The 22,429-nt window shown below is 75.4% G+C and carries 23 protein-coding genes; 8 read left to right on the top strand and 15 right to left on the bottom strand.

The window, feature by feature from the left end:
• Window positions 1–2: 2 nt before the first annotated feature.
• Both IF27_RS00570 and IF27_RS00565 read right to left on the bottom strand, forming a co-directional pair.
• Window positions 3–782 carry an ABC transporter ATP-binding protein gene (locus IF27_RS00570; RefSeq protein ID WP_052847229.1) on the bottom strand — a complete coding sequence of 260 codons (780 nt, stop codon included), beginning with the start codon at window positions 780–782 and terminating at the stop codon, window positions 3–5.
• A gap of 158 nt (window positions 783–940) precedes the next feature.
• On the bottom strand, window positions 941–1,402 hold the full coding sequence (locus IF27_RS00565; RefSeq protein ID WP_190232740.1) for a helix-turn-helix domain-containing protein: 462 nt from the start codon (window positions 1,400–1,402) through the stop codon (window positions 941–943).
• 290 nt (window positions 1,403–1,692) lie between these two features.
• Here IF27_RS00565 and IF27_RS30730 point away from each other — a divergent pair, with 290 nt between their 5' ends.
• Together IF27_RS30730 and IF27_RS00560 are read left to right on the top strand one after the other, a co-directional pair.
• On the top strand, window positions 1,693–1,860 hold the full coding sequence (locus tag IF27_RS30730; RefSeq protein WP_190232739.1) for a hypothetical protein: 168 nt from the start codon (window positions 1,693–1,695) through the stop codon (window positions 1,858–1,860).
• Window positions 1,861–1,937: 77 nt separating this feature from the next.
• Entirely contained in the window at window positions 1,938–2,735 is a 798-nt protein-coding gene (locus IF27_RS00560) for a VOC family protein (protein ID WP_052847227.1), read from the top strand.
• A gap of 21 nt (window positions 2,736–2,756) precedes the next feature.
• On the opposite strand, the gene IF27_RS00555 is transcribed toward IF27_RS00560, so the two are convergent.
• Window positions 2,757–4,172, bottom strand: a complete 1,416-nt coding sequence (locus IF27_RS00555; RefSeq protein ID WP_052847226.1) for an FG-GAP repeat domain-containing protein — start codon at window positions 4,170–4,172, stop codon at window positions 2,757–2,759.
• A 270-nt stretch (window positions 4,173–4,442) separates the two neighbouring features.
• On the opposite strand from IF27_RS00555, the gene IF27_RS00550 reads away from it, so the two are divergent.
• A complete protein-coding gene (locus tag IF27_RS00550) occupies window positions 4,443–4,748 on the top strand; it encodes a hypothetical protein (RefSeq protein ID WP_052847225.1) in 306 nt (101 codons plus the stop codon).
• Here IF27_RS00550 and IF27_RS29795 read toward each other — a convergent pair.
• The 5 genes from IF27_RS29795 to IF27_RS00525 all read right to left on the bottom strand — a co-directional run bounded on the left by IF27_RS29795 (window position 4,693) and on the right by IF27_RS00525 (window position 11,092).
• Complete coding sequence (locus IF27_RS29795; RefSeq protein ID WP_110945399.1) at window positions 4,693–6,150, bottom strand: sensor histidine kinase; 1,458 nt, start codon at window positions 6,148–6,150, stop codon at window positions 4,693–4,695. The genes IF27_RS00550 and IF27_RS29795 overlap by 56 nt on opposite strands.
• A 6-nt stretch (window positions 6,151–6,156) precedes the next feature.
• On the bottom strand, window positions 6,157–6,903 hold the full coding sequence (locus tag IF27_RS00540; RefSeq protein WP_052847857.1) for a response regulator transcription factor: 747 nt from the start codon (window positions 6,901–6,903) through the stop codon (window positions 6,157–6,159).
• Between the two features lie 41 nt (window positions 6,904–6,944).
• Window positions 6,945–9,155 carry an MMPL family transporter gene (locus tag IF27_RS00535; RefSeq protein ID WP_052847224.1) on the bottom strand — a complete coding sequence of 737 codons (2,211 nt, stop codon included), beginning with the start codon at window positions 9,153–9,155 and terminating at the stop codon, window positions 6,945–6,947.
• A gap of 111 nt (window positions 9,156–9,266) precedes the next feature.
• Window positions 9,267–10,112: a phosphatidylinositol-specific phospholipase C/glycerophosphodiester phosphodiesterase family protein gene (locus tag IF27_RS00530; protein WP_052847856.1), complete on the bottom strand. Its 846-nt coding sequence runs from the start codon at window positions 10,110–10,112 to the stop codon at window positions 9,267–9,269.
• A 185-nt stretch (window positions 10,113–10,297) separates the two neighbouring features.
• Window positions 10,298–11,092 (bottom strand): alpha/beta fold hydrolase, encoded by a 795-nt coding sequence (locus tag IF27_RS00525; protein WP_052847223.1) that lies wholly within the window; start codon window positions 11,090–11,092, stop codon window positions 10,298–10,300.
• Between the two features lie 108 nt (window positions 11,093–11,200).
• Between IF27_RS00525 and IF27_RS00520 the strand changes: the two genes are divergently transcribed.
• The 3 genes from IF27_RS00520 to IF27_RS00510 are packed head-to-tail and all read left to right on the top strand — an operon-like array spanning window position 11,201 to window position 13,191.
• Window positions 11,201–11,857, top strand: a complete 657-nt coding sequence (locus tag IF27_RS00520; RefSeq protein WP_052847222.1) for a HemK2/MTQ2 family protein methyltransferase — start codon at window positions 11,201–11,203, stop codon at window positions 11,855–11,857.
• The gene (locus IF27_RS00515) at window positions 11,832–12,149 is read left to right on the top strand and encodes a CDGSH iron-sulfur domain-containing protein (RefSeq protein ID WP_420821965.1); all 318 of its coding nucleotides are present in this window, start codon (window positions 11,832–11,834) and stop codon (window positions 12,147–12,149) included. Before IF27_RS00520 ends, IF27_RS00515 begins: the two co-directional genes overlap by 26 nt.
• A complete protein-coding gene (locus IF27_RS00510; RefSeq protein WP_052847221.1) occupies window positions 12,139–13,191 on the top strand; it encodes an NAD-dependent epimerase/dehydratase family protein in 1,053 nt (350 codons plus the stop codon). Before IF27_RS00515 ends, IF27_RS00510 begins: the two co-directional genes overlap by 11 nt.
• A gap of 31 nt (window positions 13,192–13,222) precedes the next feature.
• Here IF27_RS00510 and IF27_RS00505 read toward each other — a convergent pair whose 3' ends face one another.
• The 3 genes from IF27_RS00505 to IF27_RS00495 form a co-directional block, all read right to left on the bottom strand.
• Window positions 13,223–14,209, bottom strand: coding sequence for an iron-containing redox enzyme family protein (locus IF27_RS00505; protein WP_052847220.1), 987 nt, complete (start codon window positions 14,207–14,209; stop codon window positions 13,223–13,225).
• Window positions 14,210–14,315: 106 nt separating this feature from the next.
• Window positions 14,316–15,449 (bottom strand): MarP family serine protease, encoded by a 1,134-nt coding sequence (locus IF27_RS00500; RefSeq protein ID WP_052847854.1) that lies wholly within the window; start codon window positions 15,447–15,449, stop codon window positions 14,316–14,318.
• A gap of 238 nt (window positions 15,450–15,687) precedes the next feature.
• Window positions 15,688–16,101: a DoxX family membrane protein gene (locus IF27_RS00495; RefSeq protein ID WP_052847219.1), complete on the bottom strand. Its 414-nt coding sequence runs from the start codon at window positions 16,099–16,101 to the stop codon at window positions 15,688–15,690.
• Between the two features lie 297 nt (window positions 16,102–16,398).
• Here IF27_RS00495 and IF27_RS00490 point away from each other — a divergent pair, with 297 nt between their 5' ends.
• Window positions 16,399–17,271: a SigB/SigF/SigG family RNA polymerase sigma factor gene (locus tag IF27_RS00490; RefSeq protein WP_110945398.1), complete on the top strand. Its 873-nt coding sequence runs from the start codon at window positions 16,399–16,401 to the stop codon at window positions 17,269–17,271.
• A gap of 153 nt (window positions 17,272–17,424) precedes the next feature.
• On the opposite strand, the gene IF27_RS00485 is transcribed toward IF27_RS00490, so the two are convergent.
• Window positions 17,425–17,850: a DUF3224 domain-containing protein gene (locus IF27_RS00485; protein WP_052847218.1), complete on the bottom strand. Its 426-nt coding sequence runs from the start codon at window positions 17,848–17,850 to the stop codon at window positions 17,425–17,427.
• A 68-nt stretch (window positions 17,851–17,918) separates the two neighbouring features.
• Window positions 17,919–18,854, bottom strand: coding sequence for a helix-turn-helix domain-containing protein (locus tag IF27_RS00480; RefSeq protein ID WP_110945397.1), 936 nt, complete (start codon window positions 18,852–18,854; stop codon window positions 17,919–17,921).
• 98 nt (window positions 18,855–18,952) lie between these two features.
• On the opposite strand from IF27_RS00480, the gene IF27_RS00475 reads away from it, so the two are divergent.
• The gene (locus tag IF27_RS00475) at window positions 18,953–19,750 is read left to right on the top strand and encodes an NAD(P)H-dependent oxidoreductase (RefSeq protein ID WP_052847217.1); all 798 of its coding nucleotides are present in this window, start codon (window positions 18,953–18,955) and stop codon (window positions 19,748–19,750) included.
• 63 nt (window positions 19,751–19,813) lie between these two features.
• Here the strand turns inward: IF27_RS00475 and lpdA are convergent, their stop codons facing one another.
• Together lpdA and IF27_RS00465 are read right to left on the bottom strand one after the other, a co-directional pair.
• Window positions 19,814–21,223 carry a dihydrolipoyl dehydrogenase gene (gene lpdA, locus IF27_RS00470; RefSeq protein ID WP_052847215.1) on the bottom strand — a complete coding sequence of 470 codons (1,410 nt, stop codon included), beginning with the start codon at window positions 21,221–21,223 and terminating at the stop codon, window positions 19,814–19,816.
• Window positions 21,224–21,354: 131 nt separating this feature from the next.
• Window positions 21,355–22,353 (bottom strand): Lrp/AsnC family transcriptional regulator, encoded by a 999-nt coding sequence (locus IF27_RS00465; protein ID WP_223290853.1) that lies wholly within the window; start codon window positions 22,351–22,353, stop codon window positions 21,355–21,357.
• Window positions 22,354–22,429: the final 76 nt, after the last annotated feature.

Here is a 22,429-nt window from a genome sequence, read left to right as displayed (position 1 = left end):
GCTCAGACCTCCGCATCCACGGTGTCGCCCAGGTGCGCCAGCCGCTCGGCGACCGCGTCGGCCGTCGGCGCGTGCATCCATCCGGCCAGCCGCCCGTCCGCGAGGAACACCACGGCGTCCGCGTACGAGGCCGCCACCGGGTCGTGCGTCACCATGACGACGGTCCTGCCGTGCGTGCGCACCGCGTCCCGCAGCAGGGCCAGCACCTCGCGGGCGCTGCGCAGGTCGAGGGCGCCGGTCGGCTCGTCGGCGAAGATGACGCTCGGCCGCGTGACCAGCGCGCGGGCGATGGCGGCGCGCTGCCGCTGGCCGCCCGACAGCTCGTCGGGGTAGTGCCCGAGCCGGTCGCCGAGGCCGACGCGCCCCAGGATCTCGCGGGCCCCGGCCCGGTCGGGGCGGCGCCTGGCGAGCTTGAACGGGAGCAGGGTGTTCTGGAGCACGGTCAGCGTCGGCAGCAGGTTGTACTGCTGGAAGACGAAGCCGATCCGCGACCGGCGGAACTTGGTCAGCTCCGCCTCGCCCCCGGCCGTCATCTCCGCGCCGTCCACGACGACGATCCCCTGGTCGGGCCGGTCGAGTCCCGCGGCGCACTGGAGCAGCGTGGACTTGCCGGAGCCCGACGGTCCCATCACGGCGGTGAAGCTCCCGGCGGGCAGGCTGAGCGTGACGTCGTCGAGCGCCGTCACCGCGTTCTCCGCCGTCCCGTAGGTCTTGCTCACCTTGACCAGCCGCAGGGCCTCGGGGCCGGGCGCCGACCCCGGGGCCCGCTCGTGTCGGAACATCGTCCTCCGCCTCCTTCGGCACCCCCGTGGCGCCTCACCTACGAACGTAGGGTTCGCGGCGGCGCCGCACACGGGGTCCACGGCCCGGACGGGTGGGGTGTTCCGTACCGCCGGGGGTGGTGCTGGATACACCGTCGGGGCAGGGGAGTTCGCGGTTCTCAGGGGGCCGGGCGGCGGGCGAGCAGCAGCAGGTCGAGGAGGCGGTCGAGGTCCCGCTCGGTGGCGGCGGCGCCCGCGAGCCCGGCCAGGGCGCGCAGGGCGGACGTGAGCCCGGCCGTCACCTCGGCGGCGGACGTACGGCCGTCCGCCGCGAGCAGCGCGGCGACGTCGCGGGCGCGCGGCGAGGCGGCGAGCCGCGCGGCCGGGTCACCCGGGGCGTCGGCGGGCTCGGTGACGTCAGCGGCCGGGGCCAGCTCGACGGTCAGCCGGGTGCCGAGGGCCGTGGCCAGGCGGTCGAGGGCGGCGAGTGTGGGATTGCCCCGGCCGTTCTCCAGGTTGGCGATGTAGGGCACAGAGAGTCCGGCGTCCACGGCGACGGCCGCGATGGTGCGGCCCGTCTCCTTGCGGCGCGCCCGCAGCGCGCGGCCGAGGTCCGCCCCGTTCACCTTCAGCTTGATCATCTCCACACGACCGGCCGTCGAGAACGCTCTTGCCGCGCACCGTCCCCAGGAAACGGTCCCGCCGGGTGAAGCGCTCCGTGCCGTCCCGCCTCCTCCGGGCCGCCGACGCGGCGGCGGTCCGCGCGCTCCTCGGCGCCGCGTGGGGAGGGAGCCTCCGGCGCGGTGGAACGGGGACGCGGCGGGGTATCTGTCTCCTCAGCCGCCGGGTGGTCCCGCCCGGCGGCCCAGGTCGGCCGGAGGAGGCAGCTTCGGTGTTTGCGGAAGGCTCAGGGACGCGTGACGTCCCGGACATGACCCGGTTATCCCCGACCCAGCAGATGGGCATCGCCTGCATCCGCTGCGGACGCCGCCTCGGCGCCTCGGGGCGGCGCGCGGGCACGGTACGCGACCGGTGGGGGCACCGCTTCGTCCTGTGGATCTGCTCGCACGGCTGCTTCGTCGGCGGCCGTACCCGCTGACCGCCCGCGCTGCGTGATCCGCCGCGCGCCTCTAGCGTGGAAGCGAGGAGGGGGCGCACGACGAGGAGGCACGAGGCATGGCTGACATCCGCGAGGGCGCGCCCTGCTGGGCCGACGTGACGCTGCCGGACGTCGAGGAGGGCAAGCGCTTCTACGGGCAGCTCTTCGGCTGGACGTTCGACCGCGCCGCCGACGAGTTCGGCGGCTACGCGCAGGCGTACGCCGACGGCGCCGCCGTGGCCGCGCTCGCGCCGCAGATGCCGGGCCAGGGCGCCATCGCCCCCGCGGCCTGGAACCTCTACCTCGCCTCGGAGGACGTCCCCGCCGCCGCCGACCGGGTCCGCGCGGCGGGCGGCGACGTCCTCGTCGAGCCGATGCTCGTCGGCGACTTCGGCAGCATGCTCGTCGCCCGCGACCCCGGCGGCGTCGTCTTCGGCGTCTGGGAGCCCGGCACGCACGAGGGCTTCGCCCGGCGGTTCGAGCCGGGCGCGTACGCCTGGGCCGAGGTGTACACGCGGGACGGCGCGGCGGCCGACGCGTTCTTCTCCGAGGTCTTCCCGTTCGAGCCCATCGCCGTCGAGGGCCCGCCCTCGGTGGACTACGCGCTGTGGCAGCTCGACGGCGGCCCTGCCCTCGGCCGCTACCGCTTCCCGCCCGACGCGCCCGCCGACATCGCCGCGCACATCGAGGTCTTCTTCGGCGTCGGCGACTGCGACGCGGCCGTCGCCACCGCGCGGGGGCTCGGCGGGCGGCTGATCGACGGGCCGATGGACAGCCCGTACGGACGCTACGCCGCCGTCGCCGACTCGCAGGGCGCCAACTTCATGGTCATCGACCTGGAGACGACGACCGCCGAGCCGCCCGGCGACAGCTGACCGGCCCCCCGGCCTTTGCCGCTACGGCGCGATCACCTCGCCGAGACCTGGACCGTCCGCCGTGAAGCCGCTCAGCGCGCTCGCGCACACCCCGAACGAGCCCGCCGTGCTCACGCCCGCCGCGCCGGACGCCGCGTGCCACGAGCAGCCCTCCGCGTTCTCGCCCGGCACGCCGACGGTCAGGTCGGCCCGCCCGTCGCGGTTGACGTCGGCGAGCCTGACGCGCTGCCCGAACAGGTCCCAGTACTCCGCCGCGCCGTCCACGCCCGCCGAGTTCTGGTGCACGGCGGTCGCGCCCGCGCCCGTCAGCCCGGACGCCGTGCCGCGCAGCAGCACGACGCCGCCCGCCTCCTCGGCCGCGCCGATGTCCTCGCCCGGCACGCCCACGACGACGTCGTCCCTGCCGTCGCCGTCCGTGTCGCCGACGCCGAGTGACGCGCCGAACGCGTCGCCCAGCTCGCCCGAGCCCGGGATGCCGTTCGAGCCCTGCCGCAGCCGCGTCGGGGCGCGGGCCGGGTCGATGCCGCCGCGCGCGCCGTACCAGACGGTGACCTCGCCGCCGATCTGCCCGGTGGTCTTGCCGTCGAGCGGATCGGCCGGGTCGCCGAGGACGAGGTCGCCGAAGCCGTCGCCGTTCACGTCGCCGATGACGCCGGTCACGCCGTCGGCCGCCGTCAGCGTGGTGCGGACGGCCGCGTTCTGCCGCCAGTCGTCCACCAGGACCCGGCCGCCGGGGTCGGCGGCCGTGGGGCCGGGGAGGAGGACACGCTCGTCCGCCCCGTCGCCGTCGAGGTCGCCGCTGACGACGGTCACGCCCGAGCCGGTCGCGCCCAGCGCCGTGTCCACGGCGTGCGTCGCCGCGCCACCCGCGCGGGTGAACGGGCCGCGGTAGTGGTGCGTCGAGCAGTGCGAGCCGACCGAGACGTCCGCCGCGCCGTCGCCGTTCACGTCGCCCGTCGCGACCGTCTCGCCGAACGCGCAGCTCCCGGCCGGGACCGTGCTCTCCGCCAGCACCACGCCGCCCGACAGCCCGCCCCGCCCGCCCCACACGACGGTCACGCCGCCGCGCGCCGTGACGCCGCCGACCGCCTCGGTCGGCGAGCCGACGACCAGATCGGCGTAGCCGTCACGGTCCAGGTCCGCGCTCGCCGTCGCCGCGCCGAACCGGTCGGCCGCCTCCGCCGCGCCCGGTATCCCGGCGCTGGCCTGCGTGATCACGGTGGAACGCGCCGCGCCCAGCCCGTTCGCCGAGCCGTACAGCACGACGACGGCGCCCGCCCCCGCCTGCCCGCCGACCGTCGCCAGCGGATGGGAGACCACCACGTCGGCGAAGCCGTCGCCGTTGAAGTCGTCGTGCGCCGCCGGGGTCGCGGCGGAGGCGGCGGGCGCCAGGGGCACGGCGAGGCACGCCGCCGTCACCACCGCGAGCGGCAGCACCCGGAACCGGTGCAGTAACGGGGAACGGGCCGTTCGTCTCCGGCCACGCGACGGGCCGCCAACTCTCCGCACAGTGCGCTCCGTTCAGTCGTCGATAACGAACGATCGTACGGACGTACGCCCCCGCGCGCGGGCGGACGGGCGAGACGGTACCGCGCGCCGCGCCGTAACTCGTCCGGGTGACGGCACGCCCCGCGGGCCCGCCGCACGGCGCGGCAGGCGGCTCGGGAGCGCCGCCCGGCGCGTCGGCCCGCCGGTAGGTTGGCGCCCATGGCGACGCCCCCTGTGATCCGCGTCCGTTTCGAGGGCGGCCCCCGCGACGGCCGGACCATCGACCTGGTCATCACCGACCGGGCGCCGCTCATACTGGCCGCCAGGACCGAGGACGGCGCCCGGCCCGCGCCCGGCCTGTACGAGCTGCGCGCCACCCGCGGCGGCGGCACGCGCTACACGTGGATCGACGAACTGCCCGTCCGCGCCCCCACGGTGCGCGCGCCGCAGCCCCCGGCCCACGAGACCGTCACGACGACGGGCCGGGGCCGGGCCGCCGCGCCGCCCGCGGCAGCTCGACCGTGACGGTCGTGCCGGTCGGCCCGGTCGCGCCGCTCCCGGCCACCGAGGTGACGCCCACCCGCCCGCCGTGGGCCGTGACGATGGCGCGCACGATGGCCAGGCCGAGCCCTGAGCCGCCCGTGGCCCGGCTGTGGCTCGGGTCGCCGCGCCAGAACCGTTCGAAGACGTGCTCCAGATGCGCGGCCGGGATGCCGGGACCGTCGTCCGACACGGCGATCCGCACGCCGTCGGGCCGTTCCGACAGCGCGACCCGCACGGCGGTGCCGTCCGGCGTGTGCTGCGCCGCGTTGCCGACGAGGTTGCGCAACACCTGTGCCAGCCGGGCCGCGTCGCCCTTGATCCACACGCCCGCCGGGCCCTCGTAGCCGAACCCGCGGTGCGGGTCGATCACCCGCGCGTCGGCGAGGACGTCCTGTACGAGCGCGGCGACGTCGAGGGCGTCCCGGCCGATCGGGCGCCCGGCGTCGAACCGTGCCAGCAGGGCCAGTTCGTCCACCAGCAGCCGCATCCGGCCCGCCGCGTCGTCGATGTGCGCGACGGCCGCCTCCAACTGCTCTGCCGAGAGCGCGCCTTGGCGGTAGAGGTCGAGCCAGCCCGAGATCGTGGCGAGCGGGGTGCGCAACTCGTGCGACGCGTCGGCGGCGAACGACCGCACCCGCTCCTCGGCACGCGCCTGCGCGTCCAGCGCGTCGTTGACCGCGCGCGCCAGGTCGTCGATCTCGCTGTGCCGCCCGGCCAGCGGCATCCGCTCGGAGCGCCGCCCGGCCGCGATGGCGTCCGCGCTGCGCACCATGCGGGCCAGCGGGCGCAGGCCCACGTTCAGCACGACGACCGCGAGGCCGAGCAGGCAGACCAGCGCCAGCGTGACGATCCCCGCCTGGCGCAGGATGAGGGAGCGGATGGTCGCGTCGTCCACCGACGCGTCGATCACCAGCACCAGCGTCGTGGGGTGCGCGTCCGGCTCGTCGGACGAGCGGACGGTCAGGCCGGGGCTCGGCAGGCCACGCGCCAGCAACTCGTGCCCCTCCACCCGCAGTCGTACCGTCTCGCCCGGCGGCGCGGCGCGCACCCCGGCGCCGATCAGCGCCGCGGCGCTCGCCGTCGTCCCCGCGTGGTCGAGGGCCGTGCCGTCCGCGTCGAGCGCGACGATGCCGAGCGGCGGGCCGATGACGGCGGCGAGCTGGTCGCCGTTGACGGTCTGCGGGCCCGTCGCGACAAGGGCGCGCACCCGCTCGGAGTTGGCGGCCAGCGTCCGCTCCGCGCGGCTGCGCAGGTACTCGTCGAAGACGAAGGCCCCGGCCGCCGCCGTCGTGCCGAGGCCGAGCACGAGCAGGGCGGCGAGCCCGGACAGCACGCGCAGCCGCAGGCTGGACGGCCGCCGCGGGCGGGGGAGGCGCGCGGCCATGTCGGCTCAGTCCTCCGGGAGTTCGCGCACCGTGTAGCCGGTTCCCCGCACGGTCTGGATCAGCGGCGCGCGGCCGTCGTCGATCTTCCGGCGCAGGTTCGAGATGAACCGCTCGACCACCACCGAGCCGCCGCCGAAGTCGTACTGCCAGACGGCCTCCAGGATCTGGCTCTTGGACAGCACCTGCCCGCTGTGCCGCAGCAGGTACGCCAGCAGCCGGAACTCGGTGGGGGACAGGGCGATCAACCGGCCGCCGCGGCGCACCTCGTGGCGCCGCAGGTCCATGACGAGGTCGGCGCAGCGCGGCCGTTCCTCGTCGGCCGCCGCCCCGGCCGCCCCCGCCCCCGCCGCGCCTTCGCGGGAACGCCGCAGCAACGCGTGCAGCCTCGCGCCGAGTTCGACGACGCTGAACGGCTTGGTGACGTAGTCGTCGCCGCCGAGCCGCAGGCCCCGCACCCGGTCCTCGACCGCGTCGCGGGCGCTGAGGAAGAGGACCGGGGTGCGCACGTCCTGTCCCCGCAGGAGTTGGAGGACGTCGAACCCGTCGCTGCCCGGCAGCATCACGTCGAGGACGATGACGTCGGGTGGGCGGCGCGTGATCTCGCGTAACGCGCCGCCGACGTCCTGCGCGAGCGTGACGGCGAACCCGGCGAACGTCAGCGCGGAGTCCAGCAGGGTCCTGATGCCCTGGTCGTCGTCCACGACGAGGACCCGGTCGCGCGCCGCGCCGTCCCCACCGCCGCCGTTTCGCATGTCCACACGTCCCCCTCCGTGTTCGGTCCCCGCCGCGCCGGTCAACCGACCGGCGTCAGGGGCGCGGGTCCAGCATGCTCGCTCGCCGCGCCGGGGCGCGAGTGCCCGCCGCCCTCGACGTCGAGCCGCGGCAGGACCCGGTCCAGCCACCGCGGCAGCCACCACGCGCGGTGCCCGAGCAGCGCCAGCACGGCCGGGACGAGCGTCAGCCGCACGAGGAACGCGTCGGCCAGCACGCCCACGCCCAGGGCGAACGCGATCGCCTTGATCGTCGCGTCGTGCGAGAAGAAGAAGCCGACGAAGACGGCCACCATGATCAGCGCCGCCGCCACCACGACCCGTCCCGCCTGCCGCGCGCCCCGCTCGACGGCGTCCGCTGCGCCGGCCCCCACCAGGTACTCCTCGCGCATCGCGGACACGAGGAACACCTCGTAGTCCATGGCGAGTCCGAAGAGCACGGCCATCACGATGATCGGCGTGAAACTCGCCACCGGCCCGACCTCGGCCAGCCCGAGCGGCCCGGCGAGCCAGCCCCACTGGAAGACGGCCACGGTCGCGCCGAACGCCGCCGCGACCGACAGCAGGAAGCCCACCGTCGCCTTCACCGGGACGGCCACCGACCGGAACGCGACCAGGAGCAGCAGCATCGACAGACCGGCCACCACGATCGTGAAGGGGAGCACGGCGCCGCTCAGCCGGTCGGAGACGTCGATGCTGACCGCGGTGAGGCCGGTGACGGCCGCCGTCACGCCGGGGCGCCCGTCGAACCGTTCGAGGACCGTGCGGATGTCGCCGACCAGCTCCCCGGTCTCCGCGCTGCGCGGGCCGGTCTCCGGCGTCACGACGATCCGGGCCGCCAGGCCGTCCTGCGTCGCCTGCGTCCCGCTGACCCCGGCGACGCCTTCCGAGCCGTCGAGGGCCCGCGTCACCTCCTCGGCGGCCCGCGCCGCGTCGCCGGGGGCGTCGCTCTCGACCAGCACCACGAGCGGGCCGTTCGCGCCGGGGCCGAAGGCGTCCGCGATCAGGTCGTACGCCACCCGGCTCGGCGCCGACGACGGCTCGGAGCCGGCGTCGGTGAGGGCGAGCCGCAGCTCGGCGGCGGGCAGCGCGACGGCGCCGAGCACGGCGAGCACGGCGCAGACGGTGCGCACCGGGTGCCGCGTCACCGTCCGTACCCAGCGCACGCTGAGCGGCGGCTTGGCCGTGCCGCCGGTGGCGCGCCCGGCGGCCCGTGACCCGGGCCTGGGCGTCAGCCTGTCACCGGCCAGCGCCAGCAGCGCGGGCAGCAGCGTGAGCGCGGCGAGCACCGCGACGGCGACCGCCGCCGCCGTGGCGACGCCCATCGACGTCAGCATCGGCACACCCGCCACGGACAGGCCGAGCAGCGCCACCACGACCGTCGCCCCGGCGAAGAACACCGCCCCGCCCGCCGTCGCGTTGGCGAGCGCGATCGACTCGCGCGGCGCCACCCCGGCGGCGAGCTGCGCCCGGTGCCGCGAGACGACGAACAGCGCGTAGTCGATCCCGACGGCGAGCCCGAGCATCGCGGCGAGCGTGGGCGCGTTCTCCGAGATGCCGAAGAGCGATGCGAGGCCGACGAGCCCGGTGACGCTGATCAGCAGCCCGGCGACCGCCGTCAGCAGCGGCAGCCCGGCGGCGAGCAGCCCGCCGAACGTGATCACCAGGATCACGGCCGCCACCGCGACGCCCGCGATCTCGGCCGGGCCGAGCGCGGACGCCTCCTCCTCGAAGACCTCTCCGCCGAGCACGACGTCCACGCCGACCGCCTCCCCGGCGCCGGTCGCGTCGCCCAGCGCGTCGAGGGTCGCGCCCGGGACGGTCGCCGAGGCGGGCGTGGCGAGGGCGACCTCGGCGACGGCCACCGTCGCGTCGGCCGACAGCCGTCCCCCCTCGGCGAGGGGGTCGCTCACGGCCGCCACCCCGTCCACCGCCGCCACGGCGGCCAGGTCACGGACCACCGCGTCCCGCGCGCCCGGCTCCGTCAGCGCCCGGCCGGGCGCGGCGCGGAACACGAGCTGGGCCGTGTGCCCGCCGGGCGGCGGGAAGTGCGCCTCCATCCGCTCCTGCGCGAGCTGCGCGGGGGAGCCGGGCAGCGAACCGCTCGACTCGAAGGCCCCGGCCCCGGTCACGCCCGCCGTCACGACGGCGCCGATCGCGGCCAGCCAGACGACGAGGAAGAGCCGGTGCCGTCTGGCGGCCAGCGCCCCCAGCCGGTGGAGAAGGGTGCCCATGGCGAAGTCCTCCCGAGGAGATCCGTGGTCGTGCCCGTGGTCGTTACGCCGCCCACGATGCGGACCCCGGCTGAGGACTTCCCCCCGTTCCCCTTGACGGTTTCCTGACGATCAGTCGTGCTGCCGCAGGAAGGCGGCGAGGCCCGGGAGGTCGTCGGTGTTGAGGTGGTCCACGTCGGCCGCCAGCAGCTCGCGCCACACCGCGTCGCGCGCGGGGCCCGGCAGGTCGGGCGTCGCCCAGAAGCGGACGCGCTGCCCCGCCGCGTGCGCCGCGCCGACGTACCGGCGCAGCGCCGCGCGCTCTGCCTCGGGGAACGGGCCGCTCCCCAGCCAGGTGAACAGGCTCGTCCAGTTCGCGCTGATCAGCGGGATGAACGACGCGGGCACGCCGCTGCCCAGGTCCTCGGGCCGCCCGTCGTAGAACGCGTACCGCACCCGCTCCGCCTCCATCGGCGCGCGCGCCGCCCGGTCGCCCGAGATCACGGCGGTGACGGCGCCGGTGCGCACCCGGCCACGGCTGGCCGAGCTGAACAGCGCGCGGTACGGGCGCAGCCGCCGCGACAGCTCGCGGTAGGTCGCGTCGCCCGGCGTCTTGATGTCGATGAGCAGCTGGAAGTCGGGCCCGTACCCCCGGTGGACGGCGCCCCGGCCCGCGCGGACGCGGGCGGCCAGCGGGTCGAGGTAGAGGGCTTCGAGCGTGCGCGCCGGGTCGAGGTCCACGGCGTCGTGGGCGACGAGCAGTTGCCCGTCCACCAGCCAGATGTCCGCCTCGACGCTGCCGAAGCCGTGGTCGAGGGCGTCGAGGAGGGGGCGCGGGTGCTCGTAGTCGTTGTGCGCGTGGGCGCGGGGGAACGGCGCGGGTGGGCGGGCGCGGCCGTGCGCAGCGGCGGGCAGCGTGGTACCGGCGGTGAGCAGCCCGGCCGCCGCGGCTGCGGCGCCGAGGGTCCGGCGGCGGATCGGCCGGAGCGGGAGCGGGAGCGGGAGCGGGGACGGGGGGACGTGCGCCACGGTGCCTCCAGGGACGGCATGGACGGTGCGGCCATCCGTGAGTATCCGGGCGGGTCCGTGCCGTGACGAGGGGGCGGCGCGAACGTTCCCCGCGCCGTCACCGGGGATTCGCCGCCGCGCCGGGTCCGCGCGCCTCAGGCGTCGGCGAAGGCGGCGATCCGCTCGCCCCAGGTGCGGATGTCGGCGGCGTCGGGGGAGACGTGCAGCCGTGCGTCGGGCAGCAGTTCGGCGAGCTGTTCGGCGGTGGACACGGGGTGCACCGGGTCGTCGGCCCAGGCGAGGACGAGCGTGGGCACCCGGACGGCGGCGAGCGCCTCGTGCGGCGGCAGGTCGGAGCGGGCGGCGCCGCGCAGCAGGGCGGGCAGGACGTCCGGGTGGACGCCGAGCGACCGGGGCGGGTAGCCGGGCGCCCCGGCCAGCGACGCCGGTACGGGCGCGGCGGCGAACGCCGTGTCGAACGCGGCGGGGCCCCGCTCGTCCACCAGCTGCGCGGCCGTCCTGAACGCGTCGGCCCGCGCCGGACGCGTGCCCCACGCGGTGGGCGGGACGAGCAGCACCAGCCGCGCGAACCGCTCCGGCGCCTTGACGGCCGCCGTCAGCGCGGCGGCGCAGCCGAGCGACGCGCCGACGGCCGTGACGGGACGCTCCGGGCTGAGGTGGGCCAGCAGTTCCAGGAGGTCCTGGGCGACCGTCTGGTACGTGTAGTCCGACGATTCCGGCCGCCCGGCCGAGTCGCCGTGGCCGCGCGCGTCGTACCGGAAGAAACGGCGGCCGGGCAGGGCGCGGACGGGGTCCCAGCTGAAGAGATCCATGGCGTCCTCGACGGCGCGGCTCATCAGCATGCCGTGCGCCTGGATGATCAGCGGGCCGTCGCCGACCGAGGAGCAGGCCAGCTCGATACCGTCCGAAAGAGTGAATCTCGTCGTCATGGCGTGACATTACATGCGGGCAGATGAACGGGAGATGGCCGTCCGTGCCCGGCGGGGTGAGGGCTCGCGTGACGCTTCGGACCGACCGCGCGGGGTACCCGGCGCGGCGTGCTGTTCGTCAAACCCCCCGGGGTCTACCGCCCGCAGGACGACACGTCCCTGCTGCTCGAAGCGCTGGTCAGGGAGCCCCTGACGGCAGGCGCGCGCGTCCTCGACGTCGGCACCGGGTCGGGCGCCCTCGCGCTGGCCGCGGCCCGGCTCGGCTCCGCGCGGGTCACCGCCGTGGACGCGTCACGCCGCGCGGTCATGACGGCCAGGCTCAACGCGCTGCTGGCCCGCCGCCGGGTGCGCGTGCACCGCGGCGACCTGTTCGCGCCGGTCACCGGCCGCACCTTCGACCTCGTGCTCGCGAACCCGCCGTACGTCCCCTCGCCGCACCCCCGCCTGCCCCGGCGCGGCCCGGCGCTGGCCTGGGACGCGGGCCGGGACGGGCGCGCGATCCTCGACCGGCTCTGCCACTCGGTGCCGCCGCTGCTGCGGCCAGGCGGCGTCGTCCTGATCGTGCACTCCGGCCTGTCGGACCCGGAGCGGACGGCCGGGGTGCTTGAGTCGTCCGGCCTGCGGGCCGCGATCACGGAGCGGCGGCGCATCCCGTTCGGGCCGGTCATGCGGGAGCGCGCCGCGTGGCTGCGCGCCCAGGGGCTGCTGCTGCCGGGCGAGGACGGGGAGGAACTGGCCGTTGTCCGCGCCGAACGCGTCGCCTGACCTGCCGCTTCCCGAGCCCGAGCCCGAGGGCGCCGGACGCCCCGCGTGCCGCGTGTCCATCGAGCCGGGCGGGCCGGTCCTCGTGGAGGGCCCGGTCGAGTACGTCGCCGAGGACGGCTCGGTGACCCGCTCGGACCGCCCCGTGGTCGCGCTGTGCACCTGCCGCCGCAGCAAGACGTTCCCCTTCTGCGACACGAGCCACCGCCGCCGCAGCAGGAACGGCACGTCCCGCGCGCCGGGGAGACCGGGGAGACCGGGGAGACCGGGGGGAGAAGCCTCCCGTGACGGCTGAGACGGTCCTCGTCACCGGCGGCTCCGGCTTCCTCGCCACCCGCTGCGTCGCCCAGGCACTCCGGCGCGGGTACGCCGTGCGCGCCACGGTCCGCGCCCCGGGCAAGGAGCGGCGGGCGCGCCTGGCCGTGGCCGCCGCCGGGGTGCCCGAGGACGCCCCGCTCTCCTTCTCCGTCGCCGACCTCACCCGCGACGACGGCTGGGCCGAGGCCGCCGAGGGCTGTGCGTACCTGCTGCACGTCGCCTCCCCCCTGCCCGCCACGCCGCCCGCGCACGAGGACGACCTCGTCCGCCCGGCACGCGAGGGCACCCTGCGCGTCCTGCGGGCCGCACGCGACGCCGGTGTCCGGCGCGCCGTCGTCACGTCCTCGTTCGCCGCCATCGGCTACGGCCACCCCCCGACCGACCGGCCCTTCACCGAGGACGACTGGACGGACACGGGCGCCGACGTCGGCGCCTACGTCAGGTCCAAGACGCTCGCCGAGCGGGCGGCGTGGGACCTCATGGACCGCGAGGGCGGGGACATGACGCTCACGGTCATCAACCCCACGGGCATCTTCGGGCCCGTCCTCGGCCCCGACCTCGCCCGCTCCATCGGCCTCGTCAAAGCACTCCTGGACGGCACGATGCGCCGCACGCCGAAGGTCCGCTTCGCCGTCGTGGACAGCCGCGACGCGGCCGAGCTGCACCTGCTGGCCATGACCGACCCGCGCGCGGCGGGCCAGCGCTTCATCGCCGCCTCGGGCGACACGCAGCCGCTGCACGCGCTCGCGCTGACGCTGCGCCAGGGCCTCGGACCTGCGGCGCGGCGGGTCCCGACCCGCGACCTGCCGACCTGGGCGCTGCGGCTCCTGGCGCGCTTCACGCCGCGCCTGCGGGACGCCGCGGCGAACGCGGGCGTCGTCCGGCACCTCGACGACAGCAAGGCGCGTGACGTCCTCGGCTGGCGGCCCAGGCCCGCCGCCGACACGCTCCTCGACACCGCGCGCAGCCTCATCGACCAGGGCCTCGTCACACCACCGCCCGGCACCGCGCCCCGGTGACGCCCGCGGCGGCGGTGACGAACGGGACGGGTCAGGGCGTGCGCAGCGCGGAGCGCCCGGCCCGCCACGGTGTGATCAGGGAGGCCGCGAACCGCTCCTCAAGCAGGGTCGTCGCCTCCACGCCGAACAGCACGTCGTCGGCCAGCTCCGGCTCGTCCGCCAGTAGCCCGCCGACGACCTCGCGCCGCATCACCTGCTCGTGCACCGCGTCCGCCTCGACGTGCTCGGCGTAGAAGTGGACGGCCGCAGGACCGGCGCCCAGCCGCTCCATGGCCTGCGTCATGCGGCGTGACGCCGGCGACGAGGTGATCTCGACGGTCGCGTAGTGGCCCACCAGGGCGCCGCGCAGCGCGCGGTGCAGCCCGAACAGGGACATGAGGTTGACCGTCGCGAGCAGTTCCGCGGTGCCCTCCTCCATGTAGTGCCCGTAGGTGGGGTCCAGGCCGAGCCCGGCCATCAGGTCGGCGTAGAGCCGCTGGTGCATCCGGTCGGCACGCCCGGCCCCGTACTCGTCGTACTCGACGGCCACCAGCCCGGCCTTGGCACGGCCGCCGAGGTGCGGGATGCCGTACGCGTGCGGGTCGCCCTCCTTCAGGTGGTAGAGCGACCGCAGCGCGGCGTACTCGTGCAGCTGCCAGGGCTCGCCCTCGTCCTTCAGGAAGCCGCTGATGCCGCCGCCCTCCACGGGCTCGACCAGCAGCTCGTCCAGCGCGGCCCGCACATCGGTGTGCCCCGGCACCTCCGTGCGCAGGCACGTCAGGAAGCGCCGCTCCAGCGCGCCGCGCAGCCGCAGCACCTCCGGATGCCACTCCCAGCCGTCGGCCACGCCGTCGAAGCCCCGGTAGTGCAGCTCGTAGGCGAGGTACAGGGCGAGTTGGAGGTCCTCGCCGAACGGGTCGGCGCCGTCCACCGCGCCGTCCCCCGTGCCCGGCAGCGCGACGTCGTCGCGGCCCGGGTCCTGGCCGAGCGTCCCGATCAGCGTCGCCGACAGGTCCCCGCGTGCCGCTGGCAGTTCCATCCGGCGCTCCTCTCCCACCCGCGGCGCGCCACACGTCCGCGCGCCGCGCGCCGGTGGCCGTACGGCCTGGGCGAGTACCCCACGGGTACCGGGCGAACCCGGCGGCTCACATGTAGCCGCGTATCTGGTCCGCCGTGAGGACGTAGCCGGTGTTGCCGTCCGTCACCGAGCGGGCGAACACCATCCCGTACACCTCGCCCCCGGTGGTGAGCAGCGGCCCGCCCGAGTTCCCCGGGCGGACGAGGGAGCGGATCGTGTAGATGTCCCGGGTGACCATGCTGTCGCCGTGGATGCCCTGGCCACGGGCGTTGGTACGGCCCGCGACGGTGGCCGCGCGCAGGTCGAGCCCGCCGTTCTCCGGATACCCGGCGACCACGGCGGGGGCGCCCCGGTCGGCGTCCCCTGCCAGCGCGACGGTGGGCGCGGTCAGCCCCGGCACGTCGAGCACGGCGACGTCCACCTGGTCGTCGGCCAGCACCACGGTCGCGTCCAGCCGCTCCCCTGCGCCGCCGACCTGGACCATGATCGCGTCCGCGCCGTCGATCACGTGGGCGTTGGTCATCACCCGGCCGTCCGCGAAGACGAAGCCGCTGCCCTCCTGCCCCGAGCCGAGGCCGGACGCCGCCGTGATCTTCACGGTCGAGTCCCGCGCGGCGGCGACGGCCTCCGGCGTCACGTTGTCGCCCGAGGGGTCGGGCACCTCGGCCGTGGGGGCATTGGCGAACGGGTCGAAGACCTGCGGGAAGCCGGCGTCGGTCAGCGCGCCGGTGGCACGGCTGAACCAGGTCGGCGCCTGGTCCGGCATACGGCCCTGCACGGCGCCCAGCACCCGCGACTGCTGCACCTCACGGTTCAGCCCCGCCGAGGGCGTCGGGAGCAGCGCGCTGGCGGCGATCCAGGCGACGAGCAGCAGCGCCACCCCGTTGAAGACCGCGCCGCCCGCGCCGTCCAGCCACCGGGCCGGGGCCCGGCGCACGCCCTGCCGCAGCCGCAGCGCCAGCGGCCACGTGATCGCCTGGCCGACGGCCGCCGGTATGAGCACGACGAGCAGCGCCACCGTCGTCGCCGTCACCGACCCGGGCGTCAGCGGATCGATCACGAACGGCAGCAGCCACACCCCGATCACCGCACCGCCGACGAAACCCGCCAGCGAGATCACCCCCGCGACCAGCCCGCGCTGGTAACCGGACACCCCGGCCAGCACCGCGGCCACGAGCAGCACCACGTCGAGCACGTTCACCGCGCTCACCCCCCTTCGCCCACCGGGACGCGCCGGTCACCCGGCGTCCTCGCCACTCGTGTCCCTCTACCCGCTGACGCCCCCGCCTCCCCGCCGCGGGCGATCCCGTCCTCGGCCGTTCCCTCCGTCCCTTGGGAACAGCCCTCGCCCTGGCAAACGGGGGGCCGTCGGCCGTGGTTCCCCGCCCCCTGTCACTCGTTCGAATGAACGAGTGACGAACGCCCGTCGCGGGCACGGCTCAGCCGAAGAGCGGCCCGGTCCAGGTCAGGCCCACCTCGTCGCCCGCGAGGGCGAACAGTCCGGCCAGCGCCAGCGCCGCGCCCGCCAGCGCCAGGTCCTTCTGGAAATGCAGCATGTCGTTCATCCGCGCCGCCGGGTCGGGGACCGTCCAGAAGTTGTGCATGACGAGCGCCGTGGGCACCAGGAAGACCACCAGCAGCAGGGCGCCCAGGTCGGCCCAGACGCCCAGCAGCACGCTCAGCCCGCCCACCAGCAGCAGCACGCCGGAGCCGAGCACCGCGAGCCGCGGCGAGGGCAGCCCCTTCCCGGCCGCGTAGGCGGCCAGCGGGCCGCTGCGCGTCAGGTGGTTGACGGCGGAGAGCAGGAAGAAGAGGGCGAAGACGATCCGCCCGATCAGTACCAGCACGTCCATGGCGATGCCTCCAGGCGGTGACAGGGGCGCGGAACGCGCGCGGGACCTGCCCTGCGCCGCCTCCGCACCGGTACGGCCCTTCACCGAGTGTGCTGCCGCCCCCAGGACCCGGCAACCGGGAGGGACCGGCGCGCGTTTCACCTCCCGCGCGCCGGGCACGCGGGGGGAGTGGCAGGACAAGGTGCGTCAAAGCCGACAATCCGTCGTGACCGCCGGGCAGGACCCGGCGGTCACGGACAGCCCACGAGCACCTGTCAGAGAGCACGTCCCGAGCAGCAGGACCAGCGGAGAGAAGTCATGGGAACCACGGCAGTCACGCCGACCCGCCCCAGGCGCCATCCGCACGATGACGCCCCCGACACGACCGGCCGGTTCGAACGGATCGCGACCCTCCCGGAAGGCGCCGAACGCCGCAGACTCCGCCAGGAGGTCGTCTGCGCCTGGATGCCGATGGCCGACCGCCTCGCCCGCCGGTTCAGGGACCGGGGCGAGAGCCTGGAGGACCTGGAGCAGGTCGCCGCCCTCGGACTGGTCAAGGCCGTCGAGCGGTACGACCCGCACCGGGGCAAGGCGTTCGAGAGCTACGCCGTCCCGACCATCGTCGGCGAGGTCAAGCGGCACTTCCGCGACCACCTGTGGGGCGTCCACGTGCCCCGGCGCACCCAGGAGCTGCGCAACCAGGTGCGCGCCGCCCGCCAGGAGCTGGACTGCCGCGTGGACGGCCAGGCCCCCGCCGTCCGCGAGCTGGCCGAGCACTGCGGCCTCACCGAGGACGAGGTGCGGGACGGCCTCGCCGCCCTCGGCGGCTTCAGCCCGCTCTCGCTCGACGCGGACATCACCCGCGACGGCGAGGGCTACGCGCTCGGCGACACCCTCGGCGACGCCGACCCGGGCTACGACCAGGTCCTCTACCGGGAGATGGTCCGCCCCCGCCTCAGCGGCCTGTCGGAACGCGACCGGCGCATCCTCTACCTGCGCTTCTTCGAGGAGCTGACGCAGAGCGAGATCGCCGGGCGCCTCGGCATCTCCCAGATGCACGTCTCGCGGCTCCTCAGCCGCATCTGCGAGCGGCTGCACGACGAGATCGAGGCGGACACCGCCGACGTGACGGACGCGGCCGACGCCCCTGACGCCCCCGAGGGCGAGGGCACCCCCGGCACCGCTCCCTGACCGCCCACCCCTGACCGGACGCGCCCCCGGCCGCCGCTGCCGTCGTGATCATGGACGACAGGCAGACCGCGCCGGTCACGGCGCCCTCACACACGCGCGCGCCCGGCAGTCCTGAGACGTACCGCTGAACCGCCCCCGACCGACCCGCCCGGCTCAGTCGAGCTGGTAGTCGAACCGGATACGGTGCGTGCCGTCCGCCTCGACCACCAGGTCGCCCGTACCGGATATCCCGGTCAGCCCCCCGGTGCCGCTTCCCGGGACGACGGTGAAGAACCCCGTGGTGCGCTCGCCGCCCGCCATCGACAGCGAGTGCACGAAGTTGAAGGCGCCCTCGCGGTCGTGGAGCGCGCCCTCGAAGGACTCAAGGGCCAGATAGGTCCCCGCCCCTGCCGTCTCGTCGAAGGCCGAGGTGAACAGGGTGGCCGAACGCCCGGCGACCTCCCCCGTGAACGTCTTCTCCAACGTGGCGAGACCCACCGGCAGGCCCGTGGACGGAGCCGGCTCCGCCCCGCCGCCCTCCAGCGGCACGAGCTCCCTCGCGTCGAAGGCCGTGACCGTGAATGTTCCGGTTGCTTCCATGGACCCACCGTATCCAGGGGGTCTGACAACGAGCACGGCGGCAGACGCCGCCACCGCCCGCCCGCGGCTCAGGAACCCGCCTCCACCAGCGAGGACCGCCGTCCCGACGGGCCCGCCAGGCTCGCGCCCAACCGGGCGAGCGCCGCCGCGTCCTCGCCGTCCTCCACGGCGCTGTAGACGTGGATCTCCAACGCCGTGTCCCCCGTGACGGCGGGCACCCGCAGCGTCTCGTAGTCCAGCCGCATCAGCCCGGCCACCGGATGCCGCAGCTCCTTGCGCCCCGCCCCGCAGCTCAGCACCTCGCCCTCGTCCCACAGCCGCCTGAAGTCCTCGCTGCGCCCGGAAAGCTCCGTGATCAGCCCGGTCAGCTCCGCGTCGTACGGATAGCGCCCCGCGTGGAACCGCAGCTGGGCCACGGCCTCGCTCGCCGCCACCTCCCACTGCGGGAAGAGCGCCCGGGACGCGGGGTCGAGCAGGAGGAACCTGGCGTTGTTCCGGTCGCGCCGCGCCGGGTCGTCCAGGCCGCCCATCAGCGCGGCGCCCAGGCGGTTCCAGGCCACGACGTCGAGGCGGTGGTTCGTCGCGAAGGCGGGGAAGTCGGTCATGCCGTCGAGGAGACGTTGCAGCAACGGGCTGACCCGCGCGTCGGGCGCCGTGCCGCGCCGGGTCGTGGCCAGCGTGGCGAGGTGCCCGCGCTCCGCCGGGTCGAGGCCGAGCGCGCGGGCCAGCGCGTCGATCACCTCGGGCGACGGCTGGGTGGCACGGCCCTGTTCGAGCCGCACGTAGTAGTCCACGCTGATCCCGGCGAGCTGGGCCAGCTCCTCCCGGCGCAGCCCGCGCACCCGGCGGCGCCCGCCCGCGGCGATCCCGACGTTCTCGGGCGCCACACGGCCCCGCCGCACGCGCAGGAACGCCCCGAGCGCCCGGCGCGGATCGGCGACGCCGTCGTGCCCGTCATCCCGCCGGTCACCGTCACCGTCGCCGCGTCCGTCCAAGCCGTCCATGGATTCCAGTATGCGTGGGACTCCCGGTACCAGGAACGCCGTTCCGCCGGTCGAAGCGGGCCCTGGCTACCCCGCCACGCCCGAGCCACCGTGGTCCCATGACCACCCACCCCGCGCCGCGGCGCCCGAAGAAGATCCTCCTCGTCAGCGCCCACCCCGAGCCCCGCTCGCTCAACGCCTCCCTGAGCGCCTTCGCGGCCGGTCACCTGCGCGCGGCGGGCCACGAGGTCAGCGTCTCCGACCTCTACGCGATGAAGTGGAAGGCGGTCGTGGACGCCGACGACTTCCCCGGCCGCGACCCCGCCCGCCGCCTGAACGTCCTGGACGACTCCCAGCGCGCCACCCTGGACGGCACGCTCTCGCCCGACGTCGCCGCCGAGCAGGAGAAGGTGCGCCGCGCCGACGCCGTGATCCTCCAGTTCCCCCTGTGGTGGTTCTCGGTGCCCGCGATCCTGAAGGGCTGGATCGACCGCGTCTTCACCGCCGGATTCGCCTACGGCCCGGCCGTCCCGCCGCCCTACGGCGACGGCCCGCTCGCCGGACGGCGGGCGCTGCTGTCGGTGACCTACGGCGCGCGCGAGTCGGCGTTCTCGGAGCGCGGCATCCACGGGCGGCTGGCGGACGTCCTCCACCCCGTGCAGCACGGCCTGTTCTGGTTCACGGGGATGACGCCGCTCGACCCCTTCGCCGTCCACGGCTCCCTCGACGTCCCGCCGGAGCGGTACGCGCGGATCACCGAGGCGTACGCGCGGCGGCTCGACGGCCTGTTCACCGACGCGCCCGTCCCGTTCCGCTCCCTCACCGGCGGCGACTACGACCACGCCATGCGCCTCGTGCCCGGCACCGAGCCACCCGGCACGACCGGCCTCGACCTGCACACCCACCCGCGCACCTGACCCGGCCGCGCCCCGTCCCGAGACCGCGCCCAGGCGGTCTCGGGACGGGGCAGGACGGCTGTCTCACATGTTGATCATGTGCCCCGACAGGCCGTGGATCGCTTCCTTCACGGCCTCGCCCAGCGTCGGGTGCGCGTGGACGTTGCGCGCGATCTCGTGCACCGTCAGGTCCCACTGCTGCGCCAGCGTCAGCTCGGGCAGCAGCTCGGTGACCTCCGGGCCGATCAGGTGCGCGCCGAGCAGCTCGCCGTACGTCTCGTCGCTGATCACCTTCACGAAGCCGGTCGCCTGCCCGAGCCCGTGCGCCTTGCCGTTCGCCGTGAACGGGAACTTGACCGTCTTCACGGCGTAGCCGCGCTCCCGCGCCTGCTCCTCCGTGAAGCCGAAGCTGGCGATCTGCGGCTGGCAGTAGGTGGCGCGCGGGATCATCGGGTAGTTGAGCGGCATGGTCTCCGCGCCCGCGATCGTCTCGGCCGCGACGATCGCCATCGACTCGGCCGCGTGCGCCAGCATCAGCTTCGCCGTGACGTCGCCGATGGCGAAGATGTGCGGCACGTTGGTCCGCAGGTACTCGTCCACCGCGATGGCGCCACGCTCGGTCAGGGCGACACCGGTCGTCTCCAGCCCATAACCGGTCACGCGCGGCGCAAAACCGATCGCCTGGAGCACCTTGTCGGCCTCAAGGACCCGCTGCTCGCCCTTGGCGTCCGTGACGGTGACACGCACCGGCGCGTTCGGGTCGGAGTCGTCGATGCCGTCCACCCGCGTCGAGGTCAGCACCTCCACGCCGAGCTTGCGGTACTGGCGCGCCAGCTCCTTCGAGACCTCGGCGTCCTCCAGGGGCACCATCCGGTCCAGGAACTCGACGATCGTCACCTTCACGCCGTAGTTGTGCAGGACGTACGCGAACTCGACGCCGATCGCGCCCGCGCCCGCGATGATGATGCTGCCCGGCAGGTCGTCGGTGAGGATCTGCTCCTCGTACGTCACCACGCGGTCGCTCAGGGACGTCCCCGGCAGCAGCCGCGTCGAGGCCCCGGCCGCGACGATGCAGTGGTCGAACGTGACGGTCTCGCTGCCGCCGTCGCTCAGCGCCACCTGGAGCGTGTGCGGGTCGGTGAACGTGCCGCGCCCGTCGTACTCCGTGATGCCGTTCTTCTTCATCAGGTAGTGGACGCCCGCGACCCGGCCGTCGGCCACCTTGCGGCTGCGCTTGAACGCCTCGCCGTAGTCGAAGCTGACGCGGCCCTCGACCTGGATGCCGAACGTCTTCGCCTCGTGCTGGAAGATGTGCGCCAGTTCCGCGTTGCGCAGCAGGGCCTTCGAGGGGATGCACCCGACGTTCAGGCACACACCGCCCCAGTACTTCTCCTCGATGACGGCGGTCCGCAGCCCCAGCTGGGTGGCACGGACAGCCGCGGTGTAGCCGCCGGGGCCGGCGCCCAGGACGACGACGTCGTAGTGCGTGGCCATGAAACTCTCACGCCTTCTCTCACGCTCTTGCGGTGGACTGGGCCGGGAGGTCGGTCGCGCCGATTTCCCGCCCGCCTCCATGACACCACGCGCGGCAAGTTCCCGGCGGCGCGGCCCTGGGGGCGTGGGCGTCAGGCGCGCGTGGCGGGGCCGCCGCCGTGCGGGGTGATGCCCTTGAACGTGCGGACCAGCGGCAGCGTCTCCACCCGCTCCACGCCCTTCAGCGCCGCCACCCGCGTCGTCAGGTAGCGGTAGACGGCGGCGCTGTCCGAGCAGAGCAGGGAGACGAAGAGGTTCGTCGGCCCGGTCGTCGCCACCGCGTACGCGACCTCCGGGTGCCCGGCCAGCGCCCGGCCGGTCTCCTCCAGGCGCGACGGCGGCACGGCGAGCAGCATCAGCATGTGCGCGCGCAGGCCGAACATCCGGCGGTCGTACTCGACGTCGAGGTAGACGGAGCCGTCCGCCCGCAGCTCCCCGAGGCGGCGGCGCACCGTGCTCTGCGACCAGCCGGTGGCCGCGGCCAGGTCGGCGAGCGGCGCCCGGCCGTCCTCCGCCAGCGTGGCGACGAGGCGCAGGTCCCCCTCGTCGGCCGGTACGGGCCCGTCACCGCAGCGCGCCGTCGGCGCCGGTCGGTCGCGCAGCGCGGCGGCCTGCGCGGCGCTGAGCGCGCCCGACTTGTTCACCAGGCTCATCGGGCCGCCGAAGAACGTGTGCAGCGTGCTGAGCACGGTGACGCCCGTGACCTGGCGCGTCCTCGGGAGCTGTTCGAGCAGCGTCGGCGCGTGCCTGCCGTCCGGCGCCTCCGCCGGGATACGCGCGCCGAAGTTGACCTCCGTCCCGCCCGACAGGGCGTGCACCCAGATCGTGTCGGGACGGCGCGCCAGCATGCGCCCCAGCTCCTCGGCCGCCCCCGGGACGCAGCGCAGCCGCACGACCCAGCCGGTGTCGCCCCGCGCGCCCACCCGCCACAGGCCGACGACGTGCACGAGACCCGCCGTCCGCAGCCGCGTGTACCGCCGGGCCACGGTCTGGTCCGACACCCCCAGCACCCGCGCGATCCGCGAGAACGGCGCCCGCCCGTCGATCTGGAGGGCATGCACCACCTGGCGGTCGATGTCGTCGTATTCCACCGTGCCGAGGGTACGACGTGTCGGAGTCCGCCGAATCCGCCCGCCCGGCTGGAACGCCACGGGGGTCCGGTCGCAA

Origin of the sequence: Streptomyces avicenniae, from assembly GCF_000719135.1 — a bacterium.
Classification (GTDB): domain Bacteria; phylum Actinomycetota; class Actinomycetes; order Streptomycetales; family Streptomycetaceae; genus Streptomyces; species Streptomyces avicenniae.
The sequence above is the reverse complement of the archived record's forward strand: the minus strand, read 5'-3'. Positions and strand labels throughout refer to the sequence as shown.

Bases quoted from the DNA above. Each gene is read 5' to 3' on its own strand.
- lpdA (WP_052847215.1), bottom strand. From the start codon at position 21,223: ATGGCCACGCACTACGACGTCGTCGTCCTGGGCGCCGGCCCCGGCGGC.
- IF27_RS00540 (WP_052847857.1), bottom strand. From the start codon at position 6,903: ATGCGAAACGGCGGCGGTGGGGACGGCGCGGCGCGCGACCGGGTCCTC.
- IF27_RS00560 (WP_052847227.1), top strand. From the start codon at position 1,938: ATGGCTGACATCCGCGAGGGCGCGCCCTGCTGGGCCGACGTGACGCTG.
- IF27_RS30730 (WP_190232739.1), top strand. From the start codon at position 1,693: ATGACCCGGTTATCCCCGACCCAGCAGATGGGCATCGCCTGCATCCGC.
- IF27_RS00475 (WP_052847217.1), top strand. From the start codon at position 18,953: ATGACCACCCACCCCGCGCCGCGGCGCCCGAAGAAGATCCTCCTCGTC.
- IF27_RS00535 (WP_052847224.1), bottom strand. From the start codon at position 9,155: ATGGGCACCCTTCTCCACCGGCTGGGGGCGCTGGCCGCCAGACGGCAC.
- IF27_RS00570 (WP_052847229.1), bottom strand. From the start codon at position 782: ATGTTCCGACACGAGCGGGCCCCGGGGTCGGCGCCCGGCCCCGAGGCC.
- IF27_RS00565 (WP_190232740.1), bottom strand. From the start codon at position 1,402: ATGATCAAGCTGAAGGTGAACGGGGCGGACCTCGGCCGCGCGCTGCGG.
- IF27_RS00480 (WP_110945397.1), bottom strand. From the start codon at position 18,854: ATGGACGGCTTGGACGGACGCGGCGACGGTGACGGTGACCGGCGGGAT.
- IF27_RS00485 (WP_052847218.1), bottom strand. From the start codon at position 17,850: ATGGAAGCAACCGGAACATTCACGGTCACGGCCTTCGACGCGAGGGAG.
- IF27_RS00525 (WP_052847223.1), bottom strand. From the start codon at position 11,092: ATGACGACGAGATTCACTCTTTCGGACGGTATCGAGCTGGCCTGCTCC.
- IF27_RS29795 (WP_110945399.1), bottom strand. From the start codon at position 6,150: ATGGCCGCGCGCCTCCCCCGCCCGCGGCGGCCGTCCAGCCTGCGGCTG.
- IF27_RS00550 (WP_052847225.1), top strand. From the start codon at position 4,443: ATGGCGACGCCCCCTGTGATCCGCGTCCGTTTCGAGGGCGGCCCCCGC.
- IF27_RS00505 (WP_052847220.1), bottom strand. From the start codon at position 14,209: ATGGAACTGCCAGCGGCACGCGGGGACCTGTCGGCGACGCTGATCGGG.
- IF27_RS00490 (WP_110945398.1), top strand. From the start codon at position 16,399: ATGGGAACCACGGCAGTCACGCCGACCCGCCCCAGGCGCCATCCGCAC.
- IF27_RS00495 (WP_052847219.1), bottom strand. From the start codon at position 16,101: ATGGACGTGCTGGTACTGATCGGGCGGATCGTCTTCGCCCTCTTCTTC.